At 41.9% G+C, this 15,633-nt stretch carries 19 protein-coding genes; 5 read left to right on the top strand and 14 right to left on the bottom strand.

What is annotated here, in order from left to right; translation table 11 throughout:
- Positions 1 to 51: 51 nt before the first annotated feature.
- Complete coding sequence (locus JNUCC41_RS06380; protein ID WP_192206860.1) at positions 52 to 405, top strand: hypothetical protein; 354 nt, start codon at positions 52 to 54, stop codon at positions 403 to 405.
- A gap of 60 nt (positions 406 to 465) precedes the next feature.
- On the opposite strand, the gene JNUCC41_RS06385 is transcribed toward JNUCC41_RS06380, so the two are convergent.
- A complete protein-coding gene (locus JNUCC41_RS06385; protein ID WP_192206861.1) occupies positions 466 to 1,248 on the bottom strand; it encodes a TrmB family transcriptional regulator in 783 nt (260 codons plus the stop codon).
- Positions 1,249 to 1,464: 216 nt separating this feature from the next.
- Between JNUCC41_RS06385 and JNUCC41_RS06390 the strand changes: the two genes are divergently transcribed.
- A complete protein-coding gene (locus JNUCC41_RS06390; RefSeq protein WP_192206862.1) occupies positions 1,465 to 2,235 on the top strand; it encodes a sulfite exporter TauE/SafE family protein in 771 nt (256 codons plus the stop codon).
- 330 nt (positions 2,236 to 2,565) lie between these two features.
- Positions 2,566 to 3,504 (top strand): oxidoreductase, encoded by a 939-nt coding sequence (locus tag JNUCC41_RS06395; protein WP_192206863.1) that lies wholly within the window; start codon positions 2,566 to 2,568, stop codon positions 3,502 to 3,504.
- Between the two features lie 77 nt (positions 3,505 to 3,581).
- Here the strand turns inward: JNUCC41_RS06395 and JNUCC41_RS06400 are convergent, their stop codons facing one another.
- Complete coding sequence (locus tag JNUCC41_RS06400) at positions 3,582 to 4,022, bottom strand: peptidylprolyl isomerase (RefSeq protein ID WP_192206864.1); 441 nt, start codon at positions 4,020 to 4,022, stop codon at positions 3,582 to 3,584.
- Between the two features lie 163 nt (positions 4,023 to 4,185).
- Between JNUCC41_RS06400 and JNUCC41_RS06405 the strand changes: the two genes are divergently transcribed.
- A complete protein-coding gene (locus JNUCC41_RS06405) occupies positions 4,186 to 5,178 on the top strand; it encodes an NADPH:quinone oxidoreductase family protein (RefSeq protein WP_192206865.1) in 993 nt (330 codons plus the stop codon).
- A 37-nt stretch (positions 5,179 to 5,215) separates the two neighbouring features.
- On the opposite strand, the gene JNUCC41_RS06410 is transcribed toward JNUCC41_RS06405, so the two are convergent.
- From JNUCC41_RS06410 to JNUCC41_RS06420, 3 genes are all read right to left on the bottom strand, one after another.
- A complete protein-coding gene (locus JNUCC41_RS06410; protein WP_192206866.1) occupies positions 5,216 to 6,682 on the bottom strand; it encodes a PAS domain-containing sensor histidine kinase in 1,467 nt (488 codons plus the stop codon).
- 146 nt (positions 6,683 to 6,828) lie between these two features.
- The gene (locus JNUCC41_RS06415) at positions 6,829 to 7,257 is read right to left on the bottom strand and encodes a cell wall hydrolase (protein ID WP_192206867.1); all 429 of its coding nucleotides are present in this window, start codon (positions 7,255 to 7,257) and stop codon (positions 6,829 to 6,831) included.
- Between the two features lie 220 nt (positions 7,258 to 7,477).
- Entirely contained in the window at positions 7,478 to 7,747 is a 270-nt protein-coding gene (locus JNUCC41_RS06420) for a DUF1292 domain-containing protein (protein ID WP_034310405.1), read from the bottom strand.
- Between the two features lie 301 nt (positions 7,748 to 8,048).
- Between JNUCC41_RS06420 and JNUCC41_RS06425 the strand changes: the two genes are divergently transcribed.
- Positions 8,049 to 8,453, top strand: a complete 405-nt coding sequence (locus JNUCC41_RS06425) for a VOC family protein (protein WP_192206868.1) — start codon at positions 8,049 to 8,051, stop codon at positions 8,451 to 8,453.
- A 141-nt stretch (positions 8,454 to 8,594) separates the two neighbouring features.
- Here JNUCC41_RS06425 and rpsN read toward each other — a convergent pair whose 3' ends face one another.
- From rpsN to purT, 9 genes are all read right to left on the bottom strand, one after another.
- Entirely contained in the window at positions 8,595 to 8,864 is a 270-nt protein-coding gene (rpsN, locus tag JNUCC41_RS06430) for a 30S ribosomal protein S14 (protein ID WP_192206869.1), read from the bottom strand.
- A 267-nt stretch (positions 8,865 to 9,131) separates the two neighbouring features.
- Positions 9,132 to 9,281 carry a 50S ribosomal protein L33 gene (rpmG, locus tag JNUCC41_RS06435; RefSeq protein ID WP_192206870.1) on the bottom strand — a complete coding sequence of 50 codons (150 nt, stop codon included), beginning with the start codon at positions 9,279 to 9,281 and terminating at the stop codon, positions 9,132 to 9,134.
- A 22-nt stretch (positions 9,282 to 9,303) separates the two neighbouring features.
- A complete protein-coding gene (locus tag JNUCC41_RS06440) occupies positions 9,304 to 10,497 on the bottom strand; it encodes a GTP-binding protein (protein ID WP_286182393.1) in 1,194 nt (397 codons plus the stop codon).
- Between the two features lie 417 nt (positions 10,498 to 10,914).
- Positions 10,915 to 11,085: a hypothetical protein gene (locus JNUCC41_RS06445; protein WP_181762212.1), complete on the bottom strand. Its 171-nt coding sequence runs from the start codon at positions 11,083 to 11,085 to the stop codon at positions 10,915 to 10,917.
- A gap of 167 nt (positions 11,086 to 11,252) precedes the next feature.
- Positions 11,253 to 11,633, bottom strand: coding sequence for a nucleotide excision repair endonuclease (locus JNUCC41_RS06450; RefSeq protein ID WP_192208066.1), 381 nt, complete (start codon positions 11,631 to 11,633; stop codon positions 11,253 to 11,255).
- Positions 11,634 to 11,833: 200 nt separating this feature from the next.
- A complete protein-coding gene (locus tag JNUCC41_RS06455) occupies positions 11,834 to 11,986 on the bottom strand; it encodes a YpzG family protein (protein WP_072272311.1) in 153 nt (50 codons plus the stop codon).
- A 103-nt stretch (positions 11,987 to 12,089) separates the two neighbouring features.
- A complete protein-coding gene (locus JNUCC41_RS06460) occupies positions 12,090 to 12,737 on the bottom strand; it encodes a DUF4352 domain-containing protein (protein WP_192206871.1) in 648 nt (215 codons plus the stop codon).
- A gap of 22 nt (positions 12,738 to 12,759) precedes the next feature.
- Positions 12,760 to 14,127 (bottom strand): alkaline phosphatase, encoded by a 1,368-nt coding sequence (locus JNUCC41_RS06465; RefSeq protein WP_192206872.1) that lies wholly within the window; start codon positions 14,125 to 14,127, stop codon positions 12,760 to 12,762.
- A 334-nt stretch (positions 14,128 to 14,461) separates the two neighbouring features.
- Positions 14,462 to 15,619: a phosphoribosylglycinamide formyltransferase 2 gene (gene purT, locus JNUCC41_RS06470; RefSeq protein WP_192206873.1), complete on the bottom strand. Its 1,158-nt coding sequence runs from the start codon at positions 15,617 to 15,619 to the stop codon at positions 14,462 to 14,464.
- Positions 15,620 to 15,633 lie beyond the last annotated feature (14 nt).

A 15,633-nucleotide genomic window follows, 5' to 3' on the forward strand; every position in this document is an offset into this window, starting at 1 on the left:
AGCCAGGTACCATACTACAAACATAGCCTAAAATTAAAAGGAGATGCCCCCATGAACGGAATCTTGAAGAATATTGCCGGTACCTTCAGTCATGCAGTCGATTATGCAAAAGAAAAAATAACAGCCATTACAGGAACAACCTCTGTTACGATAGCAGAATTGAGTGAGCACATCATCAATCAGCCTGAAACAAAACTAATCAGGAAAAACCTTTTAGGGATCCCCTTTTCTTTTTATCATTTACAAAAAGAAGACGTTACGTACTATTTGGAAATGAAAAGCTCACAGATTCTCCAGTTGGATGTTCAAGCCCATAATCATCCGATTGTGTCTTACAGATCTTATCGGGATAAATCCAGCTTGCCCACGGCCATCAGATTTCCTAAAACCCTTTTATCCGAATGACTTTTGATACAAAAATAAAAAAGCTGATAGCCCCCCTGCAATGGGGCTATCAGCTTTTTTCTATAGGGAGAAAAACCGGTCTCTTTCACTTGAAATCCAATTCTCGGTATCTTCTTCATTCTTTTTAACCAAGCGGTTAACGAGGATATCATGCCAAATGTAATTTTCGAGAAAATTAATATGGATGGGATCATCTGTGTAGAACGCCGTTTCTCTCGTTTCGGGAGAAGGGCCGTAAATCGTCTCCTTGCCATCGATGGATAAGATGAACCATTTGTTTTCTCCGATATTTTCCACATAACTTGTTTTGCGATGTATGTCTATATCTGATAATGGATTTTCAACCTGAAAGGCAATCCCCTTAAGAGTGCAATGCGCGGCAACCCCCTTTAGCTCTTGTTCGAGTTTTCGATACATCTCGTCCCATAAGGAAACCACCACCCTTTTCTCGGCTTTGTGAATCAGAGTACGGCAAAAGGAAAGGATATGCTCTTCCCCCTTTAGCGTCATTACACGATTGTCGGACATCGGTTCGATTTTCTCGAATTGTTTTAGTGTATGGCTGATGGATTGATAGGTATTGTTCCATTTTGATTGAACCGATTCCAAAAACACATCGACTGGTAGCGGTGAATATTTTATCGAGTCATTGATTTCCTCTTTTAAGACGATTCCCTCTTCTTGCAATCCGTTTAATATCTCATAGATGCGGGCCCTGGGAATTCCTGATTCCTTGCTTACTTGATAGGCACTGGTTGGACCTTGGCGAACCAAAGAAACATAAGCCTTTGCTTCATATTGACTAAACCCGAGAGACTGTAGTTTTTGAATGATATCTTGCATAGTACCTCCTAGTGCTTTTAGTAAGTTATATCCTATCATACCAAATCTCTTATCGAAATCTATTCGATTTCAAAAGGTATGACTCATAATATTCTCATTTACAGAATGGTTTTTATTAGTTACTATCTAAATAGTGACTAATAGAAAAACTTTGGATTATGGCTTCTGCATAACAAGCATTTCAGCCATAATGCCATTGATATGGAGGCTTCTTGGATGGAGGATATACAAATTTCAACACTCTTGCTGCTGATGTTTTTCGGATTTTTGGCAGCATTCATTGATTCTGTGGTAGGCGGCGGAGGCCTGATTTCCATACCTGCTTTATTATTTTCAGGACTTCCCCCCTCTCAAGCGATCGCAACAAATAAGTTAGCAAGTTCCATGGGGTCTTTAACAAGCACCATTGCCTTCATTCGCTCAGGTAAGGTTGATTTTCGATTGGTATCCAAACTTTTCCCCCTGATTTTCATAGGTTCCCTGCTGGGCGCTTGGGTTGTTAATTTCGTCTCGCCTGAATTATTAAAGCCAATGATCTTGGTTCTATTAATAGCTATTGCCATTTATACCTTTTTTAAAAAGGACTGGGGACAGAAATCGACTTACCATAAACTCACATGGCAAAAGGCTGCACTATTTGCCTTCGCTATATTTGCCATTGGTTTTTATGATGGGTTTTTGGGCGCTGGAACGGGATCCTTCATTCTCTTTGCCTTTTTAATGATTGGCTTTGATTTTTTGCACTCTGCAGGAAATGCAAAATTTTTGAACTTCGGAAGCAATCTGGCAGCACTGATCATGTTCATATTCCTTGATACCGTCAACTTTTCTTACGGAATACCGATGGGGATCTCCATGATAGCAGGTGCATTGGCCGGATCCAAATTCGCCATTAAGAAGGGAGTGGCATATGTAAGGGTATTATTTATCATAGTAACCGTCATTCTGATTTTGAAAAATATAATGGATTATTTAATGGGCGGCTAATTTTTTAAAAGGCTGTTTTCGCATACTTTGTTTCTAACCAAGTATTGCGGTGTGGTTGATTTCCCCTCCATTGCTCGCTTTCCGCGGGGCGGGCGGTGAGCCTCCTCGGCGTAAACGCCTGTGGGGTCTCACCTGTCCCGCTGCTCCCGCAGGAGTCTCGCACTTCCGCTCCAATCAACCTTAAATCGTTTCGTTTTAAAAACAACAGTCTTAACAAAAAGAGTTTTTTTAAAAAAAAAGAACACAGCACATGTTCCCGCCACAGAATGTGACATATAGGAATTATTTGGGTATATGATAGGTATAGACTGTGTGGGAAGGTGTGATTGGATGATTGAAAAGTGGAATGGCGAAGAAATGGCAGATGTATCGGGGCAAACCATTGTGATTACTGGTGCAAATAGTGGAATTGGCTTCGAAACGGCTTTTGCACTGGCCGGTAAGGGGGCAGAGATCATCCTTGCAGTCCGGAATGCTTCAAAGGGTGAAAAGGCAGTCGATAGAATCTTATCGGTCCATCCTAAGGCGAATGTACACGTGATGCAGCTGGATTTAAGTGATTTAAGCAGCATTCGGCATTTTGCTGATTCCTTTCAGGAAAACTATGACTCTCTATCCGTCCTCATCAATAACGCAGGTGTGATGATTCCGCCATACAGTAAGACGAAAGATGGTTTCGAGCTGCAATTCGGCAGCAATCATCTCGGTCATTTTGCTTTGACAGGCCTCCTTCTTCCGCGTATCCTTTCTACGCCAAGATCGCGTGTGGTCACATTGAGCAGCTTGGCCGCCATCAATGGATATATAGACTTCGAAAACCTAAATGGTGAAAGCGGTTATAAACCAATGAAATACTATGGGCAAAGCAAGCTGGCGAATCTACTCTTCGCCCGCGAATTACAGAATAAATTCAACCAGCATGATGCAAACCCGATCAGCATCGCCTGTCATCCGGGCCTTTCCCATACTAATCTCATGTCTCGCGGATCTGGCAAACCCATAAATAGATTCGTGCATTTTCTTTCGAAAACCATCACCCAGCCGGCGAGCATGGGAGCATTGCCTACCCTTTATGCCGCAACGGAACCTACATTAACAGGCGGGGAGTATATCGGACCCGATGGAAAGAAGAGCAGGAAAGGCTTTCCGAGAAAAGACGATATCATCGATTCCTTATATAATGAAGAAATCTCGAAAAGATTATGGTCCATTTCGGAAGCCTTGACAGAGGTCGAATATCATTTCACTGAAAGCATGACACCAAAATGACTCTACATTCCCCTGTTTCCACTCATGAACAGTGCAAAAAGAAAGAGGGAGCATAATGCCCCCTCTTTTCGCTTTCATCATTCAGCGTCAAAAACTTCGACTTTTTCCATTTTGTCGCCATTTTTCATAGCTTTGGCTGTTTCAAGTCCAGATGTCACTTTACCGAATACTGTGTGAACACCGTTAAGATGCGGTTGTGGTTCATGCACGATAAAGAATTGGCTTGAGCCTGTGTCTTTTCCGGCATGTGCCATCGATAGGCTTCCTGCCTCATGTTTATGAGGGTTTCCTTCTGTTTCACATTTGATTTGCTTGCCGCTTCCGCCTGCACCTGTACCTGTTGGATCTCCGCCTTGGCTTACGAAACCAGGGATTACACGGTGAAAGACTACACCATTATAAAATCCTGTGTTAGCCAAGTTTTCAAAGTTAGCCACTGTGTTCGGTGCTTCGTTCGGGAAAAGGTCGAATTCGATTTTTTCTCCATTTTCCATAAGTATGTATCCTTTTTTAGCCATGTTAAACATCTCCTTTAATATGAACTGAATCAAATCTAATAGTACCATTTTTAGAAGCAGAAAGAAAAGCGAGCGCTACTTATTTCGAATTGTATCATTATACATTCCTATATTTTTTCATTTATAATGGGGTAGATTCATTATTTTTAAGGGGGAACGAACCATGATACAGCAATTTGATGCATTGGTCGTGAACAAGCAAGATGATCAATTCACCGTTAACATTCAGCAACTATCTCTTGATGATCTACCTCAAGGCGAAGTGCTCATCCGTGTTCATTATTCCGGTGTGAACTATAAAGACAGCCTTGCAGCAATTCCAAATGGAAACATTGTCAGCAGCTATCCGATCGTTCCGGGAATAGACATGGCTGGTGTTGTCGTTTCATCTGCGGATTCCCGCTTTAAAGAAGGAGACGAAGTCATTGCGACCTCCTACGGGATTGGCGTTTCCCAATCAGGGGGCTATAGTCAATTTGCCCGTGTTCCTGCAGAGTGGATCGTCCCGCTTCCTGAGGGCCTTACAATGAAAGAGGCCATGATCATCGGAACGGCCGGTTTCACTGCAGCCTTATCGGTTCTGCGACTGGAAGAAAATAACCTCACCCCCGGGCAAGGTAGCATTCTTGTCACTGGTGCAACTGGCGGGGTCGGCAGTTTTGCAGTCTCGATCCTTTCCAAACTCGGCTATTCCGTTGAGGCGAGTACAGGAAAAGAATCGGAACATGAATATTTGAAGGAAATCGGTGCGGCGACCATCGTATCGCGTGAAGAAGTATATGATGGCAAGCTGCGGGCACTGGGCAAACAGAAGTGGAGCGGGGCGGTAGATCCCGTCGGCGGCGAACCGTTAGCTTCAGTCCTTAGCCAAATCAAGTATGGCGGAGCTGTGGCGGTCAGTGGATTGACAGCTGGTACAAGCCTTCCTACCACCGTCTTTCCATTCATCTTAAGAGGGGTTAATCTACTTGGGATTGATTCGGTCAATTGCCCGATGGAAACAAGATTGAAAGTATGGCATCGCCTTGCCACCGACTTTAAACTCGAGCATTTAGAACAGCTTGTTCAACAGGAAATTACACTTAATGAATTGCCTGACGTCCTTCCTACCCTATTAAAAGGGGAAGCAAGAGGCAGAACGATCGTTAAGCTATAAACCAAAAAAGTGACGAGAGCATGGCTTCTCGTCACTTTCATTGTGAACTTTCATTGATAGGAAGTCTGATCTCTACAATCGTCCCTTTTCCCACTTCGCTGCTGAAATGAATTTCCCCATTATGCTCATGGATGATTTTAGTACTGACCATGAGCCCAAACCCCGTTCCTTTTTCAGAGGTGCTATAAAATGGCTGCCCTAAATGCTGCATACGCTCATTTGAGATTCCGCAGCCTGAATCAATGAATCGGATCATTGCAGAGGCTCCTCCATGGTGTAACTGTATATGAAGTTTGCCGCCATTCGGCATGGCCTCTAACGCATTATTGACGACATTCGTGAATACTTGTTTTAACTGATTCGGTTCGCCAAAGACAGATGCCGAATCCGTATTATATTCCTTGATGAATTCAACATCATTCAATATCGCTTGTAACTCGGCTAACGTAATCACACTATCCAATATATCGTTAAGCTGGATGTATTCACAAACCTTCGCTTCAGGCTCTGCTAAACTTAAAAATTCATTGGCCAGGGTTTCGATTTTTTCAACTTCGCTGACCGTCATTTCAAGATAGTCCTTTTGCTCAGGATTTTCCCTTAATAATTGTAAAAATCCTTTGACCGTAGTTAATGGATTTCTTAATTCGTGTGCGATGCCTGCAGCCATCTGTCCTACCGCTGATAACATATTGGATTTACAGAGCAGCTCATCGGTCTTTTTACGCTCCGTAATATCCCTGCAGAATACCTGTATGGCCGGCTGACCTTTATAAATAATCGGAAGACCGAGTGTTTCTCCATAAAATACTTGTCCGTCAAGTCGAATGAATTTTTGTTCCAGTAAACCAACCGCCTGATGATCATCCCTCATGATATCGATTCTTTTTTGTACACTTTCCCGGGACTCCAGGTGAACGAACTGAAAAACCGATTTACCGATAATATCCTCCACACTATCCATCCCAAGCATTTTCGCCCCCATGGGATTCATATACTCGATGATCCCATTGCGATGCACAAAAATCGCTTCAGGTGACACCTCCACTAAACTGCGATACCTTTGCTCACTTTCCTTCAAGGCAGCTTCAGCAAGTTTTTGATTCGTGATATCCCGATAAACGAAAACCAGGGCGCACGGCTCATTTTCATCATCCTGAATATTGAACAGGGAGATACTTACATCGATTAACTGGCCATCCTTCCTTAACCTGACCGTTTCAAAGCCTTTCTTTTGTACCCCTGCCTTAATCTGGTCATGCAATTCATTGACTGATTCCTTCAAGAAATCAGGAATAATAGGAAACGGCATGCCAATGAGCTCCTCATTCGTCCAACCGAAAAACTCTTCAAAAGCTACATTCACCTGAAGTGTATTTCCTTCCAGATCAACAATGGAAATGGCGTCCGGGTTATTCTCCATGAAAGATTTAAATTTCTCGGTATTATCCTCCGGCTGTATTCCCATTTGCCCTTGTCCATAATTAATAAGCCTTTTACTCATCAATTTTTTATTCCTTTCTTATCCGGAAATTTACAGTCTCAATTTTACATTATCAGTAAATCATTTGCCAGTTTTATCATTTGATTTTTCCTAGTTAAAGACTGATGCACAAAGAGGCCAAACCTCCATAAGGTTCAGCCTCCTCCTTAAAATGTATTATAAATGTTCGGACATTCTGTACCTGTTGGTTCATAAAAGCAATGAAGCTTGAAACGCCCAACCAGGGGCTGATTATACCAGGTTGCCGGACAATCTCCCGGTGGCCTGAAGTACCATAGGCTAAATTTAGAGGGCCATAGCCTTTCACCACCTACGCTCCGTCGCGCAAGCCTTTTTTCCCTATCCCTTGCCCGCTGATAAAAATATCCCTTCTGTACAGCTTCAAAGGCATGCTCCTGATAAATCATATCTGGAATCGTCCTCAATCCTTTGAAATCGGAACAATTCGACCTAATCCGATTGACCCCTACATTACCGATCATCAACATGCCTTGATCACCTTCACCCTCGCCTTCCGCCCTAAGCAATCTTGCCAATAAGGCAATATCGGCATCAGTGTGCTTAACAACGGCCATCCCATCACCTCCACTTTTTATCCTATGTCTTTGATATGGAAAAATACTCCGTTTATTAACAAAATATTCATATATCGTACACGTCCTATCAATAATAGTGCCCTATACTTAAGTAAGGCTGGATAGCACGCGTGGCTATCATGGTATTTGGCGAAGGCGGAGCCCATACTTTCTTTATACATAAAAAAAGGCGACACATAATGTGCCGCCTTTTATCTTGTCATTCTTTCGCTTCAAATGCCGCTTCAAACGCCAACGATACCTTTTCGAATTCTTCATCCGATTCGATATCGAGCAGTTCACCTTCACCTTCGACCCTGAAAAAGAAAATATCGATATCTTCATCTGTATCCTCTTCAATATCTTCAAGCAAACCTACTGCTACATATTCCGTTCCTTCTACATCCAATGATCCTAAAACCTCAACTTCATGGCCTTCATCGCTGTCATCGGTAAGGGTGAAAACTTCACCTTCACGAATTTTTCCCATACTACCTCTCCTTTCCTATCCATTAATAATGGAGTTGTTTCAATAAGTATATCGACTATTCCATTTAGAAACAAATTTTTGCCCTGGAAAATGATGAATGCCATTCTTTACAAGAAAAGAATCCAGAAAAATTATGGAAGAAAAATATTATCCCATAAGCCATTTGTCATTTTTTTATTATTTACCAATACTTTCCCTTAATTAACATCATTTAAAAAATTATCTAAAAACGGCTATAAAAATGTAATTTAATTTCGAATAATCTTATATATACTAATATTATCATTTTGCGTCTGGACATATGAAGGAGGAAGATTTCTTGGCTGTGAAAAGGGTCGATCACATTGGCGTCGTTGTAAAAGATCTTGAAAAATCCATCGCCTTTTATCAAGATGTGCTGGAATTAAAATTAAAAGCACGCATGACACATACTAATGGGGTAATCGAACTAGCATTTCTGGGATACGAAGAGTCAGACGAAACAGAAATAGAATTGATTCAGGGATATAGTGACACACTGCCATCCGAGGCAACGATCCACCATTTTGCCATTACCGTGGATGATATCGAAGAAGAATACGCCCGGATCAAAAGCTTGGATAACACTGAGCTGATTGATGAAGAGATAGTCACCCTTCCAAATGGTTATCGCTATTTCTACGTATATGGACCGGAAAAAGAGTGGATTGAATTTTTCCAAAGGTAAAAAGCAGAGTCTTAAAGACTTCTGCTTTTTTAAACGCTCACTTTACAAGCCGCTTCGTCAAGTTCAACAAAATTCCAAGATAACAACCCCTTATTTAACATAGGCTCCTTTTCTTATTAATGAACTTGATCCTTTCCCGCTTCACCAGCTTGACTTTTTGACACCTGGCAATTGCCCTTTATGAGCAAGCTCCCTAAAAACGATACGTGACATGTTGAATTTCCGCATATATCCACGAGGCCTCCCCGTTACTCCACAACGATTGTGGGCCCTTATCGGCGATGAATCACGAGGGAGTTTGGCCAATGATGCATAATCCCCTTTCTCCTTCAATTCCTTTCTAAGCTGTGCATACTTTTCGACCATTTCCAATTGTTTTTGCGCTTTTATCACCTTGGATTTTTTCGCCATTCATATTCTCCTTTTTAAAAGATTTTTTTATAGATTCTATAAACTGTTCACAATTCGTTCCGCTGCCTGTCTTGCTCCCGATATATTCCTGGAAATCGGGAGCATGTACACCAATTGTACGGATGGAGAACATGGTAATGACTCCATACTGCAGCCATCATCATACTTGAATGCCTCGCCCACTAATGATCCATTCCAACGTGAACTTCCCGACTTTTACATCCCTCTCTCCAATAAAACATAATCATTACGATTTAAATCTTAAAATTACTTCGTTTCACGGTGAAGCGTGTGTTTCTTCAATCGCGGGCAGTACTTTTTCAATTCGATCCTGTCCGGGTCATTCCGCTTGTTCTTCCTCGTGATATAATTTCGGTCCCCTGTTTCTGTGCATGCTAAAGTAATGTTCACTCTCATTTTTGTTTCCTCCTAAAGTTTTTTAATGAACGATTTCCGTGAATGCAGGCAATCGATCTTCGTACAGAGACCAATCCTGCTGCAACTCAGTTTCCGTCAATAAGCATTGATCTAATTCAGTTTCGATTTCCTGTCGATTCATTTGAATGCCAATCATCACCAGCTCCGTCATCCTATCACCGTATACTGCATCCCACCGTTCCAATAATTCAGGTGCCTCCTTTAAAATTCGGCGCTGTTCTTCTTCAGGGTATGCTGCAATCCATTTACCGGCTGCTTGTAAAGTTAATGACGGTCCTGCCTGCGATAGCAAGCCTGCCGTATCATTTCTCGTTGCCAACCAAAGGAAGCCCTTTGCCCTCACCACTTGTACGGGCCAGTTCTCCAACCACTCCATCAGCCTCTCGGGATGAAAGGGTATTTTCCTTCTGTAAATGAAGGAAGAAATCCCGTACTCCAGGGTCTCCGGAATATGCTCTTCATTCAATTCCTTTATCCAACCGGCTCCTTGGCTTGCCTCTTCAAAATCAAATAAATGTGTATTCAATACATCCTTTAGCGGCACCTTGGAATGGTTTGTTTCGATGATCCTCGCATCGGCATTCATTTTTTGAAGAACTGCTTTCAATTCCTCAACGGCGTCAGCATCAATTAGATCGATTTTATTCAACAGGATGACATTGGCAAACTCTATTTGATCTATTAATAGATCGACCACTTCCCTGCCATCCGCGGCATCAGTTCCCTGCATCCTGTCAATGAGGGATTCTCCAGAAGTGAAGTCTTGCCAAAAGTTATACCCATCAACAACGGTAACCATCGTATCGAGCCGGCAATATTCCCCTAAATCAATTCCCATGCTTTCATCAACATACGAGAAGGTTTGAGCTACAGGTACCGGTTCACTTATCCCAGTCGATTCAATCACGATGTAATCAATGTCCCCTTGTTTCGCCAATTTCTCCACTTCAATCATCAAATCCTCACGAAGCGTACAGCAAATGCAGCCATTCTGCATTTCCACCAGTTTTTCATCCGTCCTGGTAAACCCTCCCTGCTTGATCAGAGACGCATCAATATTGATTTCACTCATATCATTAACGATGACGGCAACCTTCAGATCATTCCGATTTTCAAGAATATGATTCAAAAGCGTCGTCTTTCCCGCACCAAGGTATCCACTCAATACCGTAACCGGAATTTTCTTCATCTCCATCACTTACCACTCCTTTACCTGATACCTTCCTGTAAATCAAAATCATTACGATTTAAATACCGAAGCTATCACTCAAGTAAAAACACCCTTTAATAATAAAACGTAATCATTACTATTTGCAAGTTTTTTTAAAATTGCCTCCGAATACTTTTACTGACAAATGTAATCACGATTGCTCCAATCCTGCTCCAGGTGCAATCATTGATAAATGAACGGTGCTGACATTCTTCATGAAACTTAAAACAAAAATTAAAAGGAAGCCCAATCACACATAACATCTTGTGTAAAGAACCTCCATTGAGCTATATCATTTAATGTATTTTTGACAAGCTGCTGGTCATCCACAACGTTTCATTTTCCAATACATTTTTCTTTTTCTTTGTTGCAAATCGAGAAAAAAATCATTCGTCACTATGCTTATTCCGCCATTTCCCACCCTGAAGATTTTACTGTCTTTTGTTCAAAAGTTTCAATTTCTCTCTGTTTCGCCAATTTTGAGGCTTGTGACACGGACCACGTTAAATTCCCAAAGGCAATCACTGTCCCGATTGAGATAACTAACACCTTTTTACAAAGTATTTTCTTCAATAGCTTCCTCCTGAGAATGTATTGGAATACTCTAAATATAAACCAACAATGTTAACCTGGCATGTAGCAGCTGTAAATGTATGAAATTATTTTTGGACATATGTAAACTTAAGTTTGCACACAAAAAAAGCTGAGTGCATATGCAGTCAGCCTTTCATAGGTACTTCTTATTTATAAAACACTTTGTCGACGTTATATTTAGCATGAAGCTTATTGATCATGTACGTTTCATAGATTTCCCGCTCCATAGCGTCTTCGACTAAAAGAATGTCAATTTTCTTGACTTCATTACGATGCTCTTTAATCGGAGAAACATTATCCTCGAAATGCTTCTTGACCCTTGGTCTTAATTTACGGGCCTTACCGACAAAAATCAGTTCATCATTCTCATTGTAAAACAAGATGATGCCGCCTTTATCACGGGGAATCAAATGAAAATCGATAAACCCGAAAATTTCAGGAATGACAGGTTCGTCTCCTTCTATAACTTGCTTTCTTTGTTTGATGCTTATATCCGCTGCAGGGATTTCAATTTTAATCATTACAATTCACGTCCTCTATTTGTATAAAGTGAAACGTTCAATCGGAAACGAAACTCCAGTTTCACGCCAAGCTTATCACTTCAATCTTAAAGGTAAATGGTATCATAATTATGAGTGAAAAGCCATGTATGCCTTGATTTGGTTTTCTGGATTAAATATAAAGAAGAAGACTCGCTGGGAGCCTCCTTCTTTGTCGGAAATATCCGTTACCACCTGTGAGCCTTTGCATTGCTTCTTAGTATAATGTTCGTTTGTGATTCTTGCGTATGTCCATTAACTTGAGATTTTGAACGCTTAGGTCTTGTCCAATTATGGTGAAACTTTTGAGAATGTGGATCTAATTGATCTTTATAGCTCATTCTGTGTCACCTCATCATTAGGATTTGGATATTCCGTTCAGTGATAGTAATCCCCATCACTTGTTCTAGTATCTTATTTTTCCATGGCATTTATACATATTCTTTAAAAAGCGAATTCAGCTGACTTGCCTTTTGCAAGGACTTCCCCTTCTTCATCCACCGCATCGCTTGTCATGAAGGATATGCCCTTTATGTTCCCATCACTTACAATGAAACCAATGTTTCCGCTTTTTGAACCGTTTCCTTCTATTTCACCAGCAAGTTCTTCCAAGTAGATATCATCTTCCCATGTCAGATGCTCTCCACTGTCCGTTTCAAGGAAGGCAACTGGGGAAAACTTGATTTTTTTATCCGTATTGTTTTTGATTTCCACGTTCATTTTTACGATATCGAAATCCTCATCATGCGTATAGCCGTGGAAGAAATCAATCATACTGTAATCCGGAGTGGCATGCATCACTTTCATTTCTTTGACTTTAACCTCGATCGGGCCTACATTCACTGTTTCATTCACTTTATTATAGGCCTTCAAAGTCAATTCGCCTTTTGCATCAGAAACGTTCTGACCGATCTGGTTCAATTTTATATCATCAGGAAGCTGTGGATTCGGAACATAGACATCCTCTTTTACCAGTGGTCGTGCAATTTCCTCTGTTTTTTCTTTAGCTGTCGTTTCTTCTTTGTAAGCTGGTTGTGTATTAAGAGCACCAAATGCGGTTAATAACAGGGCACCAATCATCAGTCTGTTCATTGAATCCCTCCCTGAAGCGTTTTTACTTCTTTAATAGATCAAAGATGATTTTAGCTTGATCCGTGTTATCGACTTGGCCTGCAAAACGTTCTTTATATGGTCCATATGCGTAAACCGGAACATCTTCACCTGTATGTCCCCCGGTAGTCCATGCAGTATTGGTCCGATTGTCAAATATGGCTTCGATGGCATTATCGACGTTCGTCACATTTTTTGATTTGGCAGCTTCTGTTACCGTTTTGATTTCAGCGTCAGTTAGCTTCACTTCATTTTGATTAATATATTGCTTTAACGTCTTTTCGACATCGGCTCCTTTGACGATGGCATCCGCCATGAAGTCAGGGGTGCGTTTGGCTGCCTTGATCGGTTCACCATACCAGTTATATATTCCTTTTGCCCCGATCGAGAATCCTCCTGTAGAGTGATCCGCAGTAGCCACCACTAGGGTATGTTTGTCTTTCTTCGCAAATTCGATGGCCGCTTTGTATGCTTTTTCAAAGTCTTCCATTTCACTCATTGCACCTACGATATCATTATCATGTCCGGCCCAATCGACCTGGCTTCCCTCGACCATGAGGAAGAATCCATCTTTGTCTTTATTCAAGCGCTGGATCGCCGAACTTGTCATGTCAGATAAAGAAGGCGTTTCACTAGGGCGGTCAATCATTTTCGGTAGTCCTTCAGAAGCGAATAAACCAAGGACCTGTTCATTTTTATCCTTAAGCATTTGATTTTTATCAGTCACATAACTGTAGCCGTCTTTTTCGAAGGCTTTCGCCAAATTGACATCAGGCCGGACAAAATTGGACTTCCCACCGCCCAATAGGACGTCAATTTTATGTTTGCCCTTGATTAATTCATTATAATAATCGTCTGCGATTGAATTCATGTTTTTCCGATTTTCATCATGGGCGCCAAAAGATGCAGGTGTAGCATGAGTGATTTCTGAAGTGGCAACCAATCCCGTCGCTTTTCCTTTTTCCTTTGCTGCTTCCAATACGGTTTTGACTTCAGATTTATCGTTATCCACTGCAATCGCAGCGTTATAAGTCTTCACTCCGGCAGACATTGCCGTTGCGGCAGAAGCTGAATCCGTTATATTTTGTGCAGAGTCTTCTGGGTAAGTCATCTGCTGGCCAACCAGGTATTTATCAAACTCTGTCCGTTCTGCCACCTTCGTACCAGGGTTATCTTTTAAATACCGGTAAGCGGAGGTGTAGGACACACCCATGCCGTCACCGATCATGAATATCACGTTCTTGATTTCCGGGTCTTTTTTTGTCTTATCCTTTGCCGAAACACGATCCGCAGCGGACCATGAAAAACCTCCAAATGCCAATGCTGAAGCTAGTGTGATTGGCAATACCTTTTTACTCCATGTGCGATTCAAATGAATAGCCTCCCTTTAATTGTTTTCTATTTAATTAAACTATAGGTGATGAAGATGAACTCAATGTCAAGGCTATGTAAAATTGCAGCAGGATAATTGTTAAGACAAGGTAAAGGGACAGGCCACGGAATTAGCTTGCCCCTTTTATAAGGGTTGTTAGTGTTGGAGAAGTGAAAAGATTTAGTTAACACGAGCGGGGGTAAGTGATCTTTTCATTCAATGTCTTCAAATCAGGATGATTTGTAAGGAATTTGAAAGTGCTAAAAATCAATGCGGAAGAAAATAAAGCACCCTATCAGGATGCTTTAGAGTCAGACTATAGACAAAATCTATCCTACTTCTCTACAACTAAGCATTCCAAAGCACGGGCCGCATTCACTCTCGCCAACTCGATTGAATCGGCAGTCGACAGGGCGACTGCGACCCTTCTACCTGCCTTTGTAACAGGTTTTCCGAAAAGACGCACTTGTGTATTAGGTAAAGCCAAAGCCTGTTCAACACCGACTATAGAATATTCCGATAACTCATCCCGCGCTTTTAATGGACGGCTGGCACCTGGGCTGATCTGCGTGATTTCCGGGATGGGAAATCCTAGAATCGCCCGAATATGCAAGGCAAACTCCGATAAATTCTGAGTCACTAAAGTCACTAGCCCCGTATCATGAGGTCGTGGGGAAACTTCACTGAAATAGACTTTATCCCCTGAAAGGAAAAGTTCAACTCCGAATAATCCGTACCCTCCAAGCTCATCCGTAATGGCATGGGCAATTCTTTTCGCTTCCATAATTTGAGCCTCTGTCATATTATGCGGCTGCCAGGATTCAATATAATCCCCGCCCTGCTGAATGTGACCGATTGGGGCACAAAACATGGTACCATTTATGGCCCGGACAGTAAGCAGCGTGATTTCCGAATCAAAACGGATAAATTCTTCAATGATCACCCGTCCATTTTGAACCCGTCCGCCTTCCATCGCGATTCTCCAGCAATCCTCCAGGTCACCTTCCGTGCGGCACACACTTTGACCTTTACCTGAGGAACTCATCAGCGGTTTTACGACATTGGGAAATCCTACTTCCTTGGCAGCTTGAACAAATTCTTCATATGTATCGGCGAATTTGTAGGCTGCGGTCGGAATCTCCAGGGTTTCAGAAGCCAACCTCCTGATTCCTTCACGATCCATTGTCAATTTAGCCGCCCTTGCCGTCGGAATGACATGAAAGCCTTTCTCTTCCAATTTGATTAATTCAGATGTAGCGATGGCTTCGATTTCCGGTACAATCAAATCGGGTTGTTCTTTTTCCACAATACCCCTTAGTTGTTCCGCATCCAGCATATCGATCACATAACTGCGATGAGCGACTTGCATGGCAGGGGCATGTTCATAGCGGTCTACAGCAACGGTTTCCACACCCAGTCTCTGCGCTTCAATTATGACCTCTTTCCCCAATTCACCCGAGCCCAATAATAAAATCTTTTTCGATTTATACATTCAGTCTCTCCTCC

It is taken from the genome of Brevibacillus sp. JNUCC-41 (assembly GCF_014844095.1).
In the GTDB taxonomy this organism is placed as follows: domain Bacteria; phylum Bacillota; class Bacilli; order Bacillales; family DSM-1321; genus Peribacillus; species Peribacillus aracenensis.